Here is a 17,115-nt window from a genome sequence, read left to right as displayed (position 1 = left end):
ACCGCGGTGTCTGAATCGCTAGCAGGCTAGCTCCCACAGGGGTTCTCTGTTGTTTCGACTATATTGCGACGCTCATGAACACCGGCGATTTCGCCAGGGCAAACAGGCTGAACACCCGCCAGTTCTGCTCGCGGCGGAAATAGCCTTTGACGAACTCGGCCTTCGAACCCTGGCGCTTGCTGATCGACAGCGGTTCGAAGCTGTGCTGATCGAAGTGCTGCAGACCGATGACCTCGTCGACCATCACCCCGGCAAACACGTCTTCATGCTCCACCACCAGCACCCGCCGCTGTTTGCGCAGTGGCGACAGCTCATGGCCGAAGAAGCCGCACAGGTCCATGATCGGCAGCAGCCGCCCGCGCAAATTGGCCACACCTTTCACCCACGGCTTGACCCCGGGCAATTGGGTAAAGCGCGGCTCATGCAGCACTTCGCTGACTTCGCCCATCGGCGCCACATACCAGTGCTCGCCGAGACGGAAACCGATGCCGCTCCAGCGCTCTTCGCGTGCCGTTTGCGACGGCAGGTCGGCCGCCAGCAAGCGGCAGCGCTGGTCGATCTGCCAGAGCAATTCGAACGCGGTCAGCGATTCGCTCATGATTGCGCGATCAGCCTTTGAGCACGTTGTTCAGGGTCTTGATCAGGGTGTCTTCGTCGACCGGTTTGGTCAGGTAGTCCTTGGCGCCCTGGCGTGTGCCCCAGACCTTGTCGGTTTCCTGATCCTTGGTGGTGATGATGATTACCGGGATGTGGCTGGTGTCAGCGTCCTTGGTCAATTGGCGGGTCGCCTGAAAACCGTTGAGGCCGGGCATGACGATGTCCATCAGCACGGCATCGGGTTTTTCCTGGCGGGCCAGGGCCACGCCGTCGGCGCCGTTCTCGGCCTTCAACACTTCGTGGCCGTGCTTTTCGAGCATGCCGGTCAGTTTGTACATTTCGGTCGGCGAATCATCGACGATCAGGATACGTGCCATGGTTTTCCCCATTTTCTTGTCGACGCCCGGCCCGCTGGCCGCGTGTCTCTGAGTCTTCGTTACTGCGACACTACGGCGGCGAAGCCCGGTACATGGGCCTGAATCGCGCTGAGCAGTTCTTCCTTGCTGAACGGCTTGGTCAGAAATTGATCGGAACCGACGATCCGCCCCTTGGCCTTGTCGAACAGGCCGTCCCTGGAGGACAGCATGATCACCGGCGTGGCCTTGAAGGCGCTGTTGTTCTTGATCAAGGCGCAGGTCTGATAGCCATCCAGACGCGGCATCATGATGTCGACGAAAATGATTCCGGGATGGTGGTCGGCAATCTTCGCCAGGGCGTCGAAACCATCGATGGCGGTGATCACTTCGCAACCCACATTCTTGAGCAATGTTTCGGCGGTGCGGCGAATCGTCTTCGAGTCGTCGATCACCATGACCTTCAAGGCGCTGGACTGCTGTTCCATAAGAGGGCTCTACCGTCGCCTTTGCGAATCAATTTGTCCGTCTTGCACTCATTAATGGCCCCAAACCCTTGATACCCAAGGGTCGGCGCGCTCTGCCAGCCTTTTTAGCACAGTCTCCAGATGCAATCTATCGACGGGTTTTTCCTTGACCGAAAACCCGCCCGGCGCCACTCTGGCGGCACTTTTTCAATACCGATCCGGTAGCCAATTTTCGAGGAAAACCCAATGAGCGTTCGCGTCGGGATTGTCATGGACCCTATCGCCAGCATCTCCTATAAAAAGGATAGCTCGCTGGCCATGCTGCTGGCCGCGCAGAAGCGTGGCTGGGAACTGTTCTATATGGAACAGAAGGATTTGTATCAGGCCGAGGGTCAGGCGCGCGCGCGCATGGCGCCACTGAAAGTCTTCGCCAACCCGGAAAAATGGTTCGAACTGGACGCCGAGCAGGACAAGCTGCTGAGCGACCTGGACGTGATCCTGATGCGCAAGGATCCGCCGTTCGACATGGAATTCGTCTATTCCACCTACCTGCTGGAACAGGCCGAAGCCGCCGGCGTGCTGGTGGTCAACAAGCCGCAGAGCCTGCGCGACTGCAATGAAAAGCTGTTCGCCACGCTGTTCCCGCAGTGCACGCCGCCGACCATCGTCAGCCGTCGCCCGGACGTATTGCGCCAGTTCGCCGATCATCACGGCGATGTGATCCTCAAGCCGCTGGACGGCATGGGCGGTTCGTCGATCTTCCGCCACACCGCTGGCCACCCGAACCTCTCGGTGATCCTCGAAACCCTGACCCTGCATGGCAAGCAGCAGATCATGATTCAGGGCTACCTGCCGGCCATCGTCGACGGCGACAAGCGCATCCTGATGATCGACGGCGAGCCGGTGGATTATTGCCTGGCACGGATTCCGGCGCTCGGCGAAACCCGCGGCAACCTCGCCGCCGGTGGCCGTGGCGAAGCCCGTCCGCTGACCGACAAGGACCGCTGGATCGCCGCTCAGGTCGGCCCGACCCTGCGCGAGAAAGGCCTGCTGTTCGTCGGTCTGGACGTGATCGGCGAGCATCTGACCGAAATCAACGTCACCAGCCCGACCTGTATCCGCGAAATCGACAATGCCTTTGGCACCGACATTGGCGGCATGTTGATGGATGCGATCGAGAAGAAGCTGCAAGCGGCCGGCAAAAAGCCACAAGCTTGATGCACGTCACATGCAGTCTGTCGCTTGAAGCGTGAAGCCCAAGGCGCGAAACCAACATTGCGTTATCATGCGCAGCCTCTGAAAAACGCGATGTTGGTTTTCTTGTCATGACCCTCCCGTCCGATCTGCCCGCTGAACTCGCCCATCGTGGCGTGCGCCCGGCCGATCGCCTCGGCTTTACCCTGTTTCTGGCGGCGCTGATCCATTTGGCGCTGCTGCTCGGTGTCGGCTTCAGCATGGTCGAGCCGAAACAGATCAGCAAAACCCTGGAAATCACCCTCGCCACGTTCAAGAGCGAAAAGAAGCCGGAGAAGGCTGATTTTCTCGCCCAGGAAAACCAGGAGGGCAGCGGCACGCTGGACAAGAAGGCGTTGCCCAAGACCACCGAAGTGGCGCCATTCCAGGACAATCAGGTCAAGAAGGTCACCCCGCCACCGGCTGCCAAACCCGAAGTACGGGAGGCCGCGCCCAAAGCAGCGGTGACCACCGTCGCGCCGCAGCCGAAAAAAGCCCCGACCCAGAAGGAAGAGCGCAAGACCGAGGTCAAACCGACCGTCGACGCGCCGGAATTCGACAGTTCGCAGCTGTCCAGCGACATCGCCAGCCTCGAAGCCGAACTGGCCAAGGAACAACAGCTGTACGCCAAACGCCCGCGCATCCACCGCTTGAGCGCCGCCTCGACCATGCGCGACAAGGGCGCCTGGTACAAGGACGACTGGCGCAAGAAAGTCGAACGCATCGGCAACCTCAACTACCCCGAAGAAGCCCGACGCAAGCAGATCTACGGCAACCTGCGCCTGATGGTCTCGATCAACCGCGACGGTTCGCTGTACGAAGTGCTGGTACTGGAATCTTCCGGCCAGCCACTGCTGGATCAGGCCGCGCAACGGATCGTCAGACTGGCGGCGCCGTTTGCGCCGTTTACCGGCGATCTGTCGGATGTCGATCGTCTGGAAATCATCCGCACCTGGAAATTTGCCCGCGGCGACAGACTGTCCAGCAATTAGATACACCGCATCCCCCTGTAGGAGTGAGCCTGCTCGCGATAGCGGTGTGTCAGTCAACATAGATACTGGCTGACCCACCGCTATCGCGAGCAGGCTCACTCCTACAATGGATCTGTGTTGTTGTCAGCATCTCCACCTTGTCAGTTCGCCCCTCGAACGCCACACTAGCGCACATGAAAAACGTCAGCCCCAGCTACCTCAAGCATCACTTCCTGATCGCCATGCCGCACATGGCCGACCCGAACTTTGCCCACACCTTGACCTACATCGTCGAGCACACGGCCAATGGCGCGATGGGGCTGGTGGTCAACCGACCGCAAGAGTTGAGTCTGGCCGACATCCTTGAGCAATTGCGCCCGGACATCGAGCCGCCAGCACTGTGCCAGCACGTACCGATCTTCATCGGCGGCCCGGTGCAGACCGATCGCGGTTTTGTCCTGCATCCCGCCGGCCAGACTTTCCAGGCCACCGCGCAACTGGACGGCGACTTGGCCCTCTCGACCTCGCAGGACGTGCTGTTCGCCATCGCCGACGGCGTCGGTCCGGCGAAAAGCCTGATCACCCTCGGTTACGCCGGCTGGGAGGCCGGACAACTGGAAGCCGAACTGGCTGACAACGCCTGGCTGACCTGTCCGTACGACGCCGATATCCTGTTCAACACCAGCAGCGAGCTGCGCCTGGACGCGGCAGCGCGGCATCTGGGCATTGATCTGAACCTGCTCACCAGCCAGGCAGGTCACGCCTGATGGCCCTGCGCCTGATTCTCGGCTTCGACTACGGCACCAAACAGATCGGCGTCGCGGTCGGCCAGGTGATTACCGGCCAGGCCCGCGAGCTGTGTACGTTGAAAGCGCAAAATGGCGTGCCGAACTGGGATCAGGTCGAAGCACTGATCAAGGAATGGAAACCCGACGCCGTGGTAGTCGGCCTGCCCTTGAACATGGACGGCACGCCCAGCGACATGTGCGTGCGCGCAGAGAAATTCGCCCGACGCCTGAATGGCCGCTACAACTTGCCCTTCTATACCCACGACGAGCGCCTGACCACGTTCGAAGCCAAAGGCGAACGCCTGGTGCGTGGCGGCCAGAAGGGCAGTTACCGCGACAACCCGGTGGACGCCATCGCCGCCGCCCTGCTGCTGCAGGGCTGGCTCGATGAAAACACTGCATTGTTTGAATCCTGACAAGCGCTTCGGCGCTTTTCTTTTGGTTATAAACCGGGCCTGTCCGGCAGGACGCGGCCCGGATTCACGAAGGAGCAACCATGAGCCTGCCCAATCCCGCCGATCTGATCAGCCAGATGGCGACCCGCCTCAAGGCGCACCTTGCCCAGCGTGACATCAGCGAACCGCGTTACATCGGCATCCGCACCGGCGGCATCTGGGTCGCGCAGGCGCTGCTCAAGGAGCTGCGCAGCGATGCGCCACTGGGCACGCTGGACGTGTCCTTTTACCGCGACGACTTCAGCCAGAACGGCCTGCACCCACAAGTACGCCCGTCCGCCCTGCCCTTCGAGATCGAAGGCCAGCACCTGGTGCTGATCGACGACGTGCTGATGAGCGGCCGCACCATCCGCGCCGCGATGAACGAACTGTTCGATTACGGCCGTCCGGCCAGCGTGACCCTGGTCTGCCTGCTCGATCTGGACGCCGGCGAGCTGCCGATCCGCCCGAACGTGGTCGGCGCGACCCTGACACTGGCCGCCAATCAGCGCGTGAAGCTCTCCGGCCCCGAGCCGCTGGCCCTCGAACTGCAAGACTTGCCCCTTTAATCCGCCCTATTGAGAGTCCCCTTCGCGATGACGCCTCTAGATACCAAGCGCCCGCTGCAGCTCAATGATCAGGGCCAGCTGCGCCACTTCCTCTCGCTCGACGGCCTGCGCCGCGAGTTGCTGACGGAAATCCTCGACACCGCCGACTCGTTCCTCGAAGTCGGCGCCCGGGCGGTGAAGAAAGTCCCGTTGCTGCGCGGCAAGACCGTGTGCAACGTGTTCTTCGAAAACTCCACGCGCACCCGCACCACCTTCGAACTGGCGGCCCAGCGGCTGTCGGCGGACGTGATCACCCTGAACGTGTCGACCTCGTCGGCCAGCAAAGGTGAGACCCTGCTCGACACCCTGCGCAACCTCGAAGCGATGGCCGCCGACATGTTCGTCGTGCGCCACGGTGATTCCGGCGCGGCGCATTTCATCGCCGAGCATGTCTGCCCGCAGGTGGCGATCATCAACGGCGGCGACGGCCGTCACGCCCACCCGACGCAAGGCATGCTCGACATGCTCACCATCCGTCGGCACAAGGGCGGTTTTGAAAACCTCTCGGTGGCGATCGTCGGCGACATCCTGCATTCGCGGGTGGCGCGCTCGAACATGCTCGCGCTGAAAACCCTCGGCTGCCCGGATATCCGCGTAATCGCACCGAAGACTCTGCTGCCGATCGGCATCGAGCAGTACGGCGTCAAGGTCTACACCGACATGACCGAAGGCCTGAAAGACGTTGATGTGGTGATCATGCTGCGCCTGCAGCGTGAGCGCATGACCGGCGGCCTGCTGCCGAGCGAGGGCGAGTTTTACCGCTTGTTCGGCCTGACCACGGCGCGCCTGGCCGGGGCCAAGCCCGATTGCATCGTCATGCACCCGGGGCCGATCAATCGCGGCGTGGAAATCGAGTCTGCAGTGGCCGACGGCGCGCACTCGGTAATCCTCAATCAGGTCACCTATGGCATCGCCATTCGCATGGCCGTGCTGTCCATGGCCATGAGCGGGCAGACCGCGCAACGTCAATTCGAGCAGGAGAACGCCCAGTGAAGCTCAGCATCCTCGGCGCACGCGTCATCGATCCTGCCAGCGGGCTGGATCAAGTCACCGACATTCACGTTGAAGCCTGCAAGATCGTCGCCCTCGGCGCGGCGCCCGCCGGTTTCACAGCCGTCGAAACCATCGATGCCAGCGGTCTGGTTGCCGCGCCTGGGCTGGTCGACCTGAACGTCGCCCTGCGCGAGCCGGGCTACAGCCGCAAGGGCTCGATCGTCAGCGAAACCCGCGCCGCCGCGGCCGGTGGCGTGACCAGCCTGTGCTGCCCGCCGCAGACCAGACCGGTGCTCGACACGTCGGCAGTGGCCGAGCTGATTCTCGACCGCGCCCGCGAAGCGGGCAACACCAAGGTGTTCCCGATCGGTGCGCTGAGCAAGGGCCTGGACGGCGAGCAACTGGCCGAACTGGTGGCCTTGCGTGACGCCGGTTGTGTGGCCTTCGGCAACGGTCTGGAGAGCTTTCGCAACACCCGCACCCTGTGCCGGGCGCTGGAATACGCGGCGACTTTCGACCTGACGGTGATTTTCAACTCACAGGACCACGATCTCGCCGATGGCGGCCTGGCTCATGAAGGCGCAGTGGCGAGTTTCCTCGGCCTGCCAGGGATTCCGGAAACCGCAGAAACCGTGGCCCTCGCCCGCGACTTGCTGCTGGTCGAGCAGACCGGCGTACGTGCGCACTTCAGCCAACTGACCAGCGCCCGCGGCGTCGCCCTGATCGCACAGGCTCAGGCGCGTGGTTTGAAGGTGACGGCGGATGTGGCGCTGTATCAGTTGATTCTGACCGACGAAGCGCTGATCGACTTCAGCAGCCTCTATCACGTACAGCCACCGCTGCGCACCCGCGCTGACCGCGATGGTCTGCGCGAGGCGGTGAAATCCGGCGTGGTCTCGGCGATTTCCAGCCATCACCAGCCCCACGAGCGCGACGCCAAACTGGCGCCGTTCGGCGCGACCGAGCCGGGCATCAGCAGCGTCGAACTGCTGCTGCCGCTGGCGATGACCCTGGTTGCGGATGGCTTGCTCGATCTGCCGACCTTGCTCGCGCGGCTGAGCGCAGGCCCGGCCGAGGCGCTGCGCTTGCCGGCGGGCAAACTGGCGGTGGGCGGCGCGGCGGATATCGTCCTGTTCGATCCACAGGCATCGACGGTGGCCGGTGAAAGCTGGCTGTCGAAGGGTGAGAACTGCCCGTTCATTGGGCACAGTCTGCCGGGTGTGGTGCGCTATACGTTGGTGGATGGGCGGATCAGTCACCAGGCTTGATACCGCGTCGCTCCAATCGCCAGCAGGCTGGCTCCCACACTGGATCTGTGAACGCCACAAATCCCCTGTGGGAGCCAGCCTGCTGGCGATGACTTATTGAAAAGCGCCGCGATTCTGCGCGTTGCGCACCGACACCTGATCATTCAACGTCCAGAAGTCATACAGCACCCCCAGAAAGAACAACCCACCGGTCAGCAGATAAACCAGCCCGCTGATCCACTTGCCCTGGTACATCCGGTGCACGCCGAGCGCACCGAGGAAGGTCAGCAGGATCCACGCCACGTTGTATTCGATCGGTCCGGCCGCGAAGCGCAGGTCGGCCTCGCGATCCATCGCCGGGATCAGGAATACGTCGATGAGCCAGCCAATCCCCAGCAAACCGAAGGTGAAAAACCAGATCGTTCCGGTGACCGGCTTGCCGTAATAAAAGCGGTGGGCACCGGTGAACCCGAAGATCCACAACAGGTAGCCGATGACTTTGCTGTGAGTGTCTTTTTCCTTCACGCGGGGTAGCTGATAGCTGTTCATTAAGACCTCATTGCGCTCGATAGATAAATATTCTTCATTTCTTTGTGACTTTTTTACAGGTAGCCGACGTATGGCAAATGTTACCGTTGCTAGCGCGAACCCCTTGTAAAACCTGACTTCTGTCGGACAATCGCGTCCTTTTTGCGGTTTTTTGGTTCCGTGGCAGGCCGAATGAATCGATGAACGGCCTCGGAGCGGCAATAAAAGCTGTTATAAAGTTGCGCGCTATCACTCAAGAGCCACGCCTAATGCGACCATTTTTCAAGACATGGCTAACCATCTGCCTGTTAATGCCACTGGCCGCCCACGCCACCAATCGTGAGCAACGTCTTCCAAACGTCAACGGCTTCACCCCTAAATCCCATGCTTCGGCTCCTTCGAGCAAAAGCAGCAAAAGCAAAACCACCACGCTGAGCAGCAAGAGCCACAGCAAGCTGGTGCCACCGATGGCGAGCAAGGAAAGCAGCAACGTGCTCAGCCGTGCGGTGAACGTGCTCGGTACACCTTATCGTTGGGGCGGCAGCAGCCCAAGTAAAGGCTTCGATTGCAGCGGCCTGGTGAAATACGCGTTCAACGACGCCACGTTCGACCTGCCACGCACCTCCAATGCCATGGCCAGCGGTCACGGTGAGAAAGTCGAGCGCAAGGATCTGAAGCCGGGCGATCTGATCTTCTTCAATATCAAGAGCCGTCGGGTCAACCACGTTGCCATCTACCTGGGCAACGACCGCTTCATCCACGCCCCGCGCCGCGGTAAAGCGGTGAGCATCGACACGCTGAACAAGCCGTATTGGCAGAAGCACTATGTTGTGGCCAAGCGCGTGTTGCCGAAAGAACAACAGCAACTACGCATAGTCCAGCGCTAACACCATACCGATCGTTCCCACGCTCCGCGTGGGAATGCCTCAATGGACGCTCCGCGTCCGCTTCGGCAGGGACGCAGAGCGTCCCGGGCTGCATTCCCACGCAGAGCGTGGGAACGATCACTCCCTCAGAAATTATCGGGGGTGCGCGCTTTCTCCCGTGCACTCTCTCGGCTGATCAAGCCTTTGCTCACCAACTCCTTCAGACACATATCGAGTGTCTGCATGCCCAGCGACCCGCCGGTCTGAATCGCTGAATACATCTGCGCGACCTTGTCCTCGCGAATCAGGTTCCGGATTGCCGACGTCCCCAACATGATCTCGTGCGCCGCCACCCGCCCGCCACCGATCTTCTTGATCAGCGTCTGCGAGACCACCGCCAGCAGTGACTCCGACAGCATCGAGCGGACCATCGACTTCTCGTCGCCGGGAAACACGTCAACCACACGGTCGATGGTTTTCGCCGCCGAGGTCGTGTGCAATGTGCCGAACACCAGATGCCCGGTCTCGGCGGCAGTCAGCGCCAGGCGAATGGTTTCCAGATCGCGCATCTCGCCAACCAGAATCACGTCCGGGTCTTCACGTAACGCTGAACGCAACGCGGTAGCGAAGCTGCGGGTATCACGATGCACTTCACGCTGATTGATCAGGCATTTACGCGATTCGTGGACGAATTCGATCGGGTCTTCAATGGTCAGGATGTGATGGTGACGGTGGGTGTTGAGGTAATCGATCATCGCCGCCAGCGTGGTCGATTTGCCCGAGCCGGTCGGCCCGGTGACCAGCACCAGCCCGCGCGGTGCGTCGGTAATCTTGCGGAAGACGTCGCCCATGGCGAGGTCTTCCATGCTCAGCACTTTCGAGGGGATCGTACGAAACACCGCCCCTGCGCCTCGGTTCTGGTTGAACGCATTGACCCGGAACCGCGCCACACCGGGGACTTCGAAGGAAAAGTCGGTTTCCAGATGTTTCTCGAAGTCGACCCGCTGGGTGTCGTTCATGATGTCGTAGATCAGCTCGTGCACCTGCTTGTGATCCAGCGCCGGCAGATTGATCCGCCGCACATCGCCATCGACGCGGATCATCGGCGGCAGCCCGGCCGACAGGTGCAGGTCGGAAGCGCCCTGTTTGGCGCTGAAGGCCAGCAGTTCAGTGATATCCATAGCGTCCCTCAATTCCAGTAGAATGCCGCGAACCTACAGACCGCCGGCGCCTCTTGATGTCCACGATAGCAGACAACATCCTTCAGGTTAGTTCGCGCATCCAGGCAGCGGCCAACGCTGCACACCGCGACGAAAACAGCATCCAGTTGCTCGCCGTGAGCAAGACCAAACCCGCCGAGGCCCTGCGCGAAGCGCACGCCGCTGGCCTGCGCGACTTTGGCGAGAACTACCTGCAGGAAGCCCTCGGCAAACAGCTGGAGCTGGCCGATCTGCCCTTGATCTGGCACTTCATCGGCCCCATTCAATCGAACAAGACTCGCGCCATCGCCGAGCATTTCGACTGGGTGCACTCCGTGGATCGCCTGAAAATTGCCCAACGCCTGTCCGAACAGCGCCCGGCCGAATTGCCGCCGTTGAATATCTGCATTCAGGTCAACGTCAGCGGCGAAGCGAGCAAATCCGGCTGCACCCCGGCCGACCTGCCAGCGCTGGCCGCGGCCATCAGCGCACTGCCGCGGCTGAAACTGCGCGGGCTGATGGCGATTCCCGAGCCGACTGACGATCGCGCCGAACAGGATGCTGCATTCGCCACCGTTCAGCAGTTGCAGGCGAGCCTCGACCTGCCGCTCGACACACTTTCGATGGGCATGAGCCACGACCTCGAATCGGCCATCGCCCAAGGCGCCACCTGGGTGCGGATCGGTACCGCGCTGTTTGGCGCCCGAGATTATTCCCAGTCTTGAACGTTTCCAGATAAGGACCACACATGAGCAACACACGTATTGCGTTTATCGGTGCGGGCAACATGGCGGCCAGCTTGATCGGCGGCCTGCGCACCAAAGGTCTGGAAGCGGCGCAGATCCGCGCCAGCGATCCGGGCGAAGACACCCGCGCCAAAGTCAGCGCCGAACACGGCATCGAAACCTTTGCCGACAACGCCCAGGCGATCGACGGCGTTGATGTCATCGTGCTGGCGGTCAAACCACAGGCGATGAAAGCCGTCTGTGAGGCAATTCGCCCGAGCCTGAAATCCGATCAACTGGTGGTGTCGATTGCCGCGGGTATCACCTGCGCAAGCATGACCGCCTGGCTCGGCGAACAGCCGATCGTGCGCTGCATGCCCAACACCCCGGCGCTGCTGCGTCAGGGCGTCAGCGGTTTGTACGCGACCAGTGAAGTGACCGCCGAGCAGCGTCAGCAAGCCGAAGAACTGCTGTCTGCCGTCGGCATCGCCTTGTGGCTGGAGGAAGAACAGCAACTGGATGCAGTGACCGCGGTGTCCGGCTCCGGCCCAGCGTATTTTTTCCTGCTGATCGAGGCCATGACCGCCGCTGGCGTCAAACTTGGCCTGCCAAAAGAAATCGCTGAGCAACTGACCGTGCAGACCGCCTTGGGCGCCGCGCACATGGCAGTGTCCAGCGAAGTCGATGCAGCCGAACTGCGCCGCCGTGTGACCTCGCCCAACGGCACCACGGAAGCTGCAATCAAATCATTCCAGGCTGGCGGCTTCGAAGCGCTGGTTGAAACCGCACTCGGCGCCGCCGCGCACCGCTCGGCCGAAATGGCCGAACAACTGGGCAAATAAAGGAGCCTTACATGATCGGATTGAACACCGCAGCGGTTTACGTGCTGCAAACCCTCGGCAGCCTGTACCTGCTGATCGTGCTGCTGCGCTTTGTCCTGCAACTGGTACGAGCGAATTTCTACAATCCGCTGTGCCAGTTCATTGTCAAAGCCACCCAGCCGCTGCTCAAACCGCTGCGCCGGATCATCCCGAGCCTGTTCGGCCTCGACATGTCGTCGCTGGTGCTGGCGATCCTGGTGCAGCTGCTGCTGATGGCACTGACACTGCTGCTGACCTACGGCACCACTGGCAACCCGCTGCAATTGTTGGTCTGGTCGCTGATCGGCGTGACCGCACTGTTCCTGAAGATCTTCTTCTTCGCCCTGATCATCAGCGTGATCCTCTCGTGGGTTGCACCGGGCAGCCACAACCCGGGCGCTGAGCTGGTCAACCAGATCTGCGAGCCGGCGCTGGCACCGTTCCGCCGCTTCCTGCCGAATCTGGGCGGTCTGGACCTGTCGCCGATCTTCGCCTTCCTCGCGCTGAAGCTGATCGACATGCTGGTGATCAACAATCTGGCGGCGATGACGATGATGCCGGAGATTCTGCGTTTGCTGATGTGAGGTCGAGGGCTGGGCGCTGGTCTTGATATCGGCGTCGCCTGCGCCCCTCACCCCAGCCCTCTCCCGAGGGAGAGGGAGCCGATTTGTGCTGGGTTTCGAGTTGAAGTTCGACTCAAAATTATCAGGTCGGCACAGTTCGACAGAACACCTCGGTCAGTCCCCTCTCCCTCCGGGCGGTCCGACGCTTCGGGAGGGTTAGGGTGAGGGCCGCTTGCCGCTACCGACCCCGGTCTTTAGACTTACGCCTCATTTCAACGAGAGCAGGGTCGATGCCAACTGCCTTTCCCCCCGATTCTGTTGGTCTGGTCACGCCGCAAACTGCGCACTTCAGCGAGCCGCTGGCGCTGGCCTGTGGTCGTTCGCTGGCCGCCTATGATCTGATCTACGAAACCTACGGCACGCTGAACGCGCAGGCGAGCAACGCCGTGCTGATCTGCCACGCGCTGTCCGGCCATCATCATGCGGCCGGCTATCACAGCGTCGATGACCGCAAGCCCGGTTGGTGGGACAGCTGCATCGGCCCCGGCAAGCCGATCGACACCAACAAGTTCTTCGTGGTCAGCCTGAACAACCTCGGCGGCTGCAATGGCTCCACCGGCCCGAGCAGCGTCAACCCGGAAACCGGCAAGCCGTTCGGCGCTGACTTCCCGGTGCTCACCGTGGAAGACTGGGTGCACAGCCAGGCGCGTCTGGCCGACCTGCTCGGCATCGCCCAGTGGGCGGCAGTGATCGGCGGCAGCCTCGGCGGCATGCAGGCACTGCAATGGACCATCACTTACCCGGACCGCGTGCGGCACTGCCTGGCCATCGCCTCGGCACCGAAGTTGTCGGCGCAGAACATTGCGTTCAACGAAGTGGCACGGCAGGCGATTCTCACCGACCCGGAATTCCACGGTGGTTCGTTCCAGGAACAAGGCGTGATTCCCAAGCGCGGGCTGATGCTGGCGCGCATGGTCGGGCACATCACCTACCTGTCCGATGACTCGATGGGCGAGAAATTCGGCCGTGGCCTGAAGAGTGAAAAGCTCAACTACGACTTCCACAGTGTCGAGTTCCAGGTCGAAAGCTACCTGCGCTATCAGGGTGAAGAATTCTCCGGACGCTTCGACGCCAACACCTATCTGTTGATGACCAAGGCGCTGGATTACTTCGATCCGGCGGCGAACTTCAACGATGATCTGGCGAAAACCTTCGAAAACGCCACGGCGAAATTCTGCGTGATGTCGTTCACCACCGATTGGCGTTTCTCCCCGGCCCGCTCGCGCGAGCTGGTCGACGCGCTGATGGCGGCGCGCAAGGACGTCAGTTATCTGGAAATCGACGCACCGCAGGGCCACGACGCCTTTCTGATTCCGATCCCGCGTTACTTGCAGGCGTTCGGCAATTACATGAACCGCATCACGCTGTGAGAAAGCCATGAGAGCTGATCTGGAAATCATCCAGGAATGGATCCCCGCCGGCAGCCGCGTCCTCGACCTCGGTTGCGGTAACGGCGAGCTGCTGAGCTGGCTGCGCGACAACAAGAACGTCACCGGTTATGGCCTGGAAAACGACGCCGAGAACATCGCCGAATGCGTGGCCAAAGGCATCAATGTCATCGAGCAGGATCTGGACAAGGGGCTGGGCAATTTCGCCAGCAACAGTTTCGACATCGTCGTCATGACCCAGGCCCTGCAAGCCGTGCACTACCCGGACAAGATCCTCGACGAAATGCTGCGGGTCGGCCGTCAGTGCATCATTACCTTCCCGAACTTCGGTCACTGGCGCTGCCGCTGGTACCTCGCGAGCAAGGGCCGCATGCCGGTGTCGGAATTTCTGCCGTACACCTGGTACAACACGCCGAACATCCACTTCTGCACGTTTGAAGACTTTGAAGCACTGTGCCGCGAACGTGACGCCAAGGTCATTGATCGGCTTGCCGTGGATCAACAGCACCGCCACGGGTGGGCCAGTAAGCTATGGCCTAATCTGTTAGGTGAAATCGGTATCTACCGGGTCAGCAGCCCGCTGCTGGCCGACCACAAGGTCGCGGTCTGAGCCGGGTTATTCGAGGAGCACGAACATGAGTCGTCTAGCGTTGTTGTTACTGACTGCCTGCCTGAGCGCCAGCGCCTTGGCGGCGGGCGTCATCAAAGGCGAGCGCAAGGAAACCTTCGGCGACGTCACGGTGCACTACAACACCTTCAACTCGACGTACCTGCAACCGGACATCGCCAAGGCTGCCGAGCTGATCCGCAGCAAGAACCAGGGCGTAATCAACGTCTCGGTGATCAAGGACGGCAAACCAGTGATCGCCAGCGTCACCGGCACGGTCAAAGACCTGACCAGCGCCAGCGTGCCGCTGAAATTCCGTCAGGTCACCGAACAGGGGGCGATCTACTACATCGCCCAGTATCCGGTGCCGCAGCAGGAAACCCGCACCTTTGAAATCAAGGTGCAGAACGGCGACAGGATCAACACCCTCAATTTCAACCAAGAACTCTTTCCCGGCGAATGATGAACATCAAGCAGCTCGTACTGGCCAGCCATAACGCCGGCAAACTCAAAGAACTTCAAGCGATGCTCGGCGACTCGGTGCAACTGCGCTCGATCGGCGAGTGGAGCAAGGTCGAGCCGGAAGAGACCGGTCTGTCGTTCGTCGAAAACGCGATCCTCAAGGCGCGCAACGCTGCACGCATTTCCGGGCTGCCGGCGCTGGCCGACGATTCCGGTCTGGCAGTGGATTACCTCGGGGGTGCGCCGGGCATCTATTCGGCGCGCTACGCCGACGGCAAGGGCGATGCGGCAAATAACGCAAAACTGCTCGATGCGCTGAAGGACGTGCCGGAAGCCGAGCGCGGCGCGCAGTTCGTTTGCGTGCTGGCGCTGGTGCGTCACGCTGACGATCCGTTGCCGATTCTCTGCGAAGGCCTGTGGCATGGGCGGATTCTGACCGCGGCCAGCGGCGAACACGGTTTTGGTTATGACCCGCTGTTCTGGGTGCCGGAACGTAACGTGTCCAGCGCCGAGCTGAGCCCGGCCGACAAGAACCAGATAAGCCACCGCGCCCGCGCCATGGTGCTGCTGCGCCAGCGTCTGGGTTTGCAATGACCCGTGACGCTAATGCGTCGTCGCTGATTGTCGGCGGCGCTGCCTCCTCGCCTCGGGCACCGCTGCCAACGCTGCCGCCGCTGTCGTTGTACATCCATATTCCGTGGTGCGTGCGCAAATGCCCGTATTGCGATTTCAACTCGCACACCGCAAGCCCCGTGCTACCGGAGCAGGAATACGTCGACGCCTTGCTCGCCGACCTCGATCAGGATTTGCATGCGGCGTATGGCCGTGAGCTGACCTCGATTTTCTTTGGCGGCGGGACTCCGAGCCTGTTCAGCGCCGAGGCGCTTGGGCGTTTGTTGCAGGGCGTCGAGCAGCGCATTCCGTTTGCCGACGACATCGAAATCACCCTTGAGGCAAATCCGGGGACCTTCGAGCAAGAAAAGTTCGTCGCCTACCGCCAGCTCGGCATCAACCGGTTGTCGATTGGCATCCAGAGCTTCCAGCAGGAAAAACTCAAGGCGCTCGGGCGCATCCACAACGGCGACGAAGCGGTGCGCGCCGCCGGTATGGCGCGCCAGGCCGGGTTCGATAACTTCAATCTCGACCTGATGCACGGCCTGCCCGATCAATCGCTGGACGATGCCTTGAGCGATCTGCGCCAGGCCATCGAACTGCGGCCGACGCACATTTCCTGGTATCAACTGACGCTAGAGCCAAACACGGTGTTCTGGAACCAGCCGCCAGTGCTGCCGGAAGACGACACGCTGTGGGACATCCAAGAAGCAGGGCAAGCGCTGCTGGCCGAGCACGGTTACGCGCAGTACGAAGTGTCGGCCTACGCCCAGCCCGGTAAACCGGCGCGGCATAACCTCAATTATTGGAGCTTCGGCGACTTCATCGGCATCGGCGCCGGTGCGCACGGCAAGCTCAGCCACCCGGACGGGCGCATCGTGCGCACCTGGAAAACCCGGCTGCCCAAGGACTATCTCAACCCGGCAAAAAACTTTCAGGCCGGCGAAAAAGCCTTGAGCAACGATGAGCTGCCGTTCGACTTCCTGATGAACGCGCTGCGCCTGACTGCGGGCGTCGAATCACGCCTCTACCCGGAGCGCACCGGCTTGTCGCTGGACACGCTTGCCGAAGGCCGACGCGAGGCCGAACAAAGCGGCCTGATGCAGGTCGAACCGTCACGTCTGGCGGCCACCGAGCGCGGACAATTGTTCCTCAACGACTTGCTGCAACAATTTCTGAGCTGAGCCCAACGGCGGCCTAAGGATAAACCCATGGATTTGATACTCGACCTGCTCGCCACCGTCTCCCGCTGGAGCCGCAGCAACCTCTCGGAAATCGCCCTGGCACTGGTCGGTTGCCTGCTGGTGCTGTTCGGTGCGGATTTCAAAGGCTGGGTCGAGCAACGCCTGGGCAGCATCGCCGGCGCCCTGCGCGTACCGCTGATGGCCCTGCTGTGCGTGATCGGCAGCGGCGCCGCACTGATCTACGCCACGCCGTGGGTAGTGAAGGGCTTGAGCCAGTTCAACAACTACAGCCTCGCGCCGGTGTTGTTGGTGGTGCTGGTGCTGATCGGCGTCGTCGCTGACCGCCGCTAATCTTTCAGCCGCTTGTGAT

At 61.5% G+C, this 17,115-nt stretch carries 22 protein-coding genes; 17 read left to right on the top strand and 5 right to left on the bottom strand.

What is annotated here, in order from left to right; genetic code table 11:
- Positions 1–58 precede the first annotated feature (58 nt).
- From J3P75_RS02245 to pilG, 3 genes are read right to left on the bottom strand one after another with little or no spacing between them, the layout of a single operon-like run.
- The gene (locus J3P75_RS02245; protein ID WP_434709186.1) at positions 59–598 is read right to left on the bottom strand and encodes a chemotaxis protein CheW; all 540 of its coding nucleotides are present in this window, start codon (positions 596–598) and stop codon (positions 59–61) included.
- 10 nt (positions 599–608) lie between these two features.
- Entirely contained in the window at positions 609–974 is a 366-nt protein-coding gene (gene pilH, locus J3P75_RS02240; protein WP_007913674.1) for a twitching motility response regulator PilH, read from the bottom strand.
- A 59-nt stretch (positions 975–1,033) separates the two neighbouring features.
- Complete coding sequence (gene pilG, locus J3P75_RS02235; protein WP_090287129.1) at positions 1,034–1,438, bottom strand: twitching motility response regulator PilG; 405 nt, start codon at positions 1,436–1,438, stop codon at positions 1,034–1,036.
- 225 nt (positions 1,439–1,663) lie between these two features.
- On the opposite strand from pilG, the gene gshB reads away from it, so the two are divergent.
- The 7 genes from gshB (at position 1,664) to J3P75_RS02200 (ending at position 7,712) form a co-directional block, all read left to right on the top strand.
- On the top strand, positions 1,664–2,635 hold the full coding sequence (gshB, locus tag J3P75_RS02230) for a glutathione synthase (RefSeq protein WP_434709185.1): 972 nt from the start codon (positions 1,664–1,666) through the stop codon (positions 2,633–2,635).
- 107 nt (positions 2,636–2,742) lie between these two features.
- On the top strand, positions 2,743–3,642 hold the full coding sequence (locus tag J3P75_RS02225; protein ID WP_434709184.1) for a TonB family protein: 900 nt from the start codon (positions 2,743–2,745) through the stop codon (positions 3,640–3,642).
- A gap of 173 nt (positions 3,643–3,815) precedes the next feature.
- Positions 3,816–4,388, top strand: a complete 573-nt coding sequence (locus tag J3P75_RS02220) for a YqgE/AlgH family protein (RefSeq protein WP_434709183.1) — start codon at positions 3,816–3,818, stop codon at positions 4,386–4,388.
- Complete coding sequence (gene ruvX / locus J3P75_RS02215; RefSeq protein WP_041476809.1) at positions 4,388–4,825, top strand: Holliday junction resolvase RuvX; 438 nt, start codon at positions 4,388–4,390, stop codon at positions 4,823–4,825. Before J3P75_RS02220 ends, ruvX begins: the two co-directional genes overlap by 1 nt.
- An 80-nt stretch (positions 4,826–4,905) precedes the next feature.
- Positions 4,906–5,412 (top strand): bifunctional pyr operon transcriptional regulator/uracil phosphoribosyltransferase PyrR, encoded by a 507-nt coding sequence (gene pyrR / locus J3P75_RS02210; RefSeq protein WP_434709182.1) that lies wholly within the window; start codon positions 4,906–4,908, stop codon positions 5,410–5,412.
- Between the two features lie 27 nt (positions 5,413–5,439).
- On the top strand, positions 5,440–6,444 hold the full coding sequence (locus J3P75_RS02205; protein WP_434709181.1) for an aspartate carbamoyltransferase catalytic subunit: 1,005 nt from the start codon (positions 5,440–5,442) through the stop codon (positions 6,442–6,444).
- The gene (locus J3P75_RS02200; protein WP_434709180.1) at positions 6,441–7,712 is read left to right on the top strand and encodes a dihydroorotase; all 1,272 of its coding nucleotides are present in this window, start codon (positions 6,441–6,443) and stop codon (positions 7,710–7,712) included. Before J3P75_RS02205 ends, J3P75_RS02200 begins: the two co-directional genes overlap by 4 nt.
- 93 nt (positions 7,713–7,805) lie before the next feature.
- Here J3P75_RS02200 and J3P75_RS02195 read toward each other — a convergent pair whose 3' ends face one another.
- The gene (locus tag J3P75_RS02195; protein ID WP_090287138.1) at positions 7,806–8,240 is read right to left on the bottom strand and encodes an NINE protein; all 435 of its coding nucleotides are present in this window, start codon (positions 8,238–8,240) and stop codon (positions 7,806–7,808) included.
- Positions 8,241–8,488: 248 nt separating this feature from the next.
- On the opposite strand from J3P75_RS02195, the gene J3P75_RS02190 reads away from it, so the two are divergent.
- A complete protein-coding gene (locus J3P75_RS02190) occupies positions 8,489–9,106 on the top strand; it encodes a C40 family peptidase (protein WP_434709179.1) in 618 nt (205 codons plus the stop codon).
- A gap of 125 nt (positions 9,107–9,231) precedes the next feature.
- Here J3P75_RS02190 and J3P75_RS02185 read toward each other — a convergent pair whose 3' ends face one another.
- Positions 9,232–10,266, bottom strand: coding sequence for a type IV pilus twitching motility protein PilT (locus tag J3P75_RS02185; protein ID WP_434709178.1), 1,035 nt, complete (start codon positions 10,264–10,266; stop codon positions 9,232–9,234).
- Between the two features lie 56 nt (positions 10,267–10,322).
- Between J3P75_RS02185 and J3P75_RS02180 the strand changes: the two genes are divergently transcribed.
- The 9 genes from J3P75_RS02180 to J3P75_RS02140 all read left to right on the top strand — a co-directional run bounded on the left by J3P75_RS02180 (position 10,323) and on the right by J3P75_RS02140 (position 17,096).
- Positions 10,323–11,009 (top strand): YggS family pyridoxal phosphate-dependent enzyme, encoded by a 687-nt coding sequence (locus tag J3P75_RS02180; protein ID WP_434709177.1) that lies wholly within the window; start codon positions 10,323–10,325, stop codon positions 11,007–11,009.
- 23 nt (positions 11,010–11,032) lie between these two features.
- Complete coding sequence (gene proC / locus J3P75_RS02175; protein WP_434709176.1) at positions 11,033–11,851, top strand: pyrroline-5-carboxylate reductase; 819 nt, start codon at positions 11,033–11,035, stop codon at positions 11,849–11,851.
- Between the two features lie 11 nt (positions 11,852–11,862).
- A complete protein-coding gene (locus J3P75_RS02170; protein WP_434709175.1) occupies positions 11,863–12,453 on the top strand; it encodes a YggT family protein in 591 nt (196 codons plus the stop codon).
- A gap of 269 nt (positions 12,454–12,722) precedes the next feature.
- Complete coding sequence (metX, locus tag J3P75_RS02165; RefSeq protein ID WP_090287151.1) at positions 12,723–13,862, top strand: homoserine O-succinyltransferase MetX; 1,140 nt, start codon at positions 12,723–12,725, stop codon at positions 13,860–13,862.
- 7 nt (positions 13,863–13,869) lie between these two features.
- Positions 13,870–14,490 carry a methionine biosynthesis protein MetW gene (gene metW / locus J3P75_RS02160; protein WP_434594686.1) on the top strand — a complete coding sequence of 207 codons (621 nt, stop codon included), beginning with the start codon at positions 13,870–13,872 and terminating at the stop codon, positions 14,488–14,490.
- Between the two features lie 25 nt (positions 14,491–14,515).
- A complete protein-coding gene (locus J3P75_RS02155) occupies positions 14,516–14,950 on the top strand; it encodes a DUF4426 domain-containing protein (protein ID WP_434709174.1) in 435 nt (144 codons plus the stop codon).
- Positions 14,947–15,543 (top strand): RdgB/HAM1 family non-canonical purine NTP pyrophosphatase, encoded by a 597-nt coding sequence (rdgB, locus tag J3P75_RS02150; RefSeq protein ID WP_434709173.1) that lies wholly within the window; start codon positions 14,947–14,949, stop codon positions 15,541–15,543. Before J3P75_RS02155 ends, rdgB begins: the two co-directional genes overlap by 4 nt.
- Complete coding sequence (hemW, locus tag J3P75_RS02145) at positions 15,540–16,745, top strand: radical SAM family heme chaperone HemW (protein WP_434709172.1); 1,206 nt, start codon at positions 15,540–15,542, stop codon at positions 16,743–16,745. Before rdgB ends, hemW begins: the two co-directional genes overlap by 4 nt.
- 27 nt (positions 16,746–16,772) lie before the next feature.
- Entirely contained in the window at positions 16,773–17,096 is a 324-nt protein-coding gene (locus J3P75_RS02140) for a DUF3392 domain-containing protein (RefSeq protein ID WP_003229134.1), read from the top strand.
- Positions 17,097–17,115: the final 19 nt, after the last annotated feature.

Origin of the sequence: Pseudomonas sp. R1-1, from assembly GCF_051132135.1 — a bacterium.
Classification (GTDB): Bacteria; Pseudomonadota; Gammaproteobacteria; order Pseudomonadales; family Pseudomonadaceae; genus Aquipseudomonas.
Note: the sequence above shows the minus strand (reverse complement) of the source record. Positions and strands in the feature narration are given on the sequence as shown.

What these genes read in the sequence shown, in the direction of transcription:
- J3P75_RS02245 (WP_434709186.1), bottom strand. Translation starts at nt 598, where the DNA reads ATGAGCGAATCGCTGACCGCGTTCGAATTGCTCTGGCAGATCGACCAG.
- pilH (WP_007913674.1), bottom strand. Translation starts at nt 974, where the DNA reads ATGGCACGTATCCTGATCGTCGATGATTCGCCGACCGAAATGTACAAA.
- pilG (WP_090287129.1), bottom strand. Translation starts at nt 1,438, where the DNA reads ATGGAACAGCAGTCCAGCGCCTTGAAGGTCATGGTGATCGACGACTCG.
- gshB (WP_434709185.1), top strand. Translation starts at nt 1,664, where the DNA reads ATGAGCGTTCGCGTCGGGATTGTCATGGACCCTATCGCCAGCATCTCC.
- J3P75_RS02225 (WP_434709184.1), top strand. Translation starts at nt 2,743, where the DNA reads ATGACCCTCCCGTCCGATCTGCCCGCTGAACTCGCCCATCGTGGCGTG.
- J3P75_RS02220 (WP_434709183.1), top strand. Translation starts at nt 3,816, where the DNA reads ATGAAAAACGTCAGCCCCAGCTACCTCAAGCATCACTTCCTGATCGCC.
- ruvX (WP_041476809.1), top strand. Translation starts at nt 4,388, where the DNA reads ATGGCCCTGCGCCTGATTCTCGGCTTCGACTACGGCACCAAACAGATC.
- pyrR (WP_434709182.1), top strand. Translation starts at nt 4,906, where the DNA reads ATGAGCCTGCCCAATCCCGCCGATCTGATCAGCCAGATGGCGACCCGC.
- J3P75_RS02205 (WP_434709181.1), top strand. Translation starts at nt 5,440, where the DNA reads ATGACGCCTCTAGATACCAAGCGCCCGCTGCAGCTCAATGATCAGGGC.
- J3P75_RS02195 (WP_090287138.1), bottom strand. Translation starts at nt 8,240, where the DNA reads ATGAACAGCTATCAGCTACCCCGCGTGAAGGAAAAAGACACTCACAGC.
- J3P75_RS02190 (WP_434709179.1), top strand. Translation starts at nt 8,489, where the DNA reads ATGCGACCATTTTTCAAGACATGGCTAACCATCTGCCTGTTAATGCCA.
- J3P75_RS02185 (WP_434709178.1), bottom strand. Translation starts at nt 10,266, where the DNA reads ATGGATATCACTGAACTGCTGGCCTTCAGCGCCAAACAGGGCGCTTCC.
- J3P75_RS02180 (WP_434709177.1), top strand. Translation starts at nt 10,323, where the DNA reads ATGTCCACGATAGCAGACAACATCCTTCAGGTTAGTTCGCGCATCCAG.
- proC (WP_434709176.1), top strand. Translation starts at nt 11,033, where the DNA reads ATGAGCAACACACGTATTGCGTTTATCGGTGCGGGCAACATGGCGGCC.
- J3P75_RS02170 (WP_434709175.1), top strand. Translation starts at nt 11,863, where the DNA reads ATGATCGGATTGAACACCGCAGCGGTTTACGTGCTGCAAACCCTCGGC.
- metX (WP_090287151.1), top strand. Translation starts at nt 12,723, where the DNA reads ATGCCAACTGCCTTTCCCCCCGATTCTGTTGGTCTGGTCACGCCGCAA.
- metW (WP_434594686.1), top strand. Translation starts at nt 13,870, where the DNA reads ATGAGAGCTGATCTGGAAATCATCCAGGAATGGATCCCCGCCGGCAGC.
- J3P75_RS02155 (WP_434709174.1), top strand. Translation starts at nt 14,516, where the DNA reads ATGAGTCGTCTAGCGTTGTTGTTACTGACTGCCTGCCTGAGCGCCAGC.
- rdgB (WP_434709173.1), top strand. Translation starts at nt 14,947, where the DNA reads ATGATGAACATCAAGCAGCTCGTACTGGCCAGCCATAACGCCGGCAAA.
- hemW (WP_434709172.1), top strand. Translation starts at nt 15,540, where the DNA reads ATGACCCGTGACGCTAATGCGTCGTCGCTGATTGTCGGCGGCGCTGCC.
- J3P75_RS02140 (WP_003229134.1), top strand. Translation starts at nt 16,773, where the DNA reads ATGGATTTGATACTCGACCTGCTCGCCACCGTCTCCCGCTGGAGCCGC.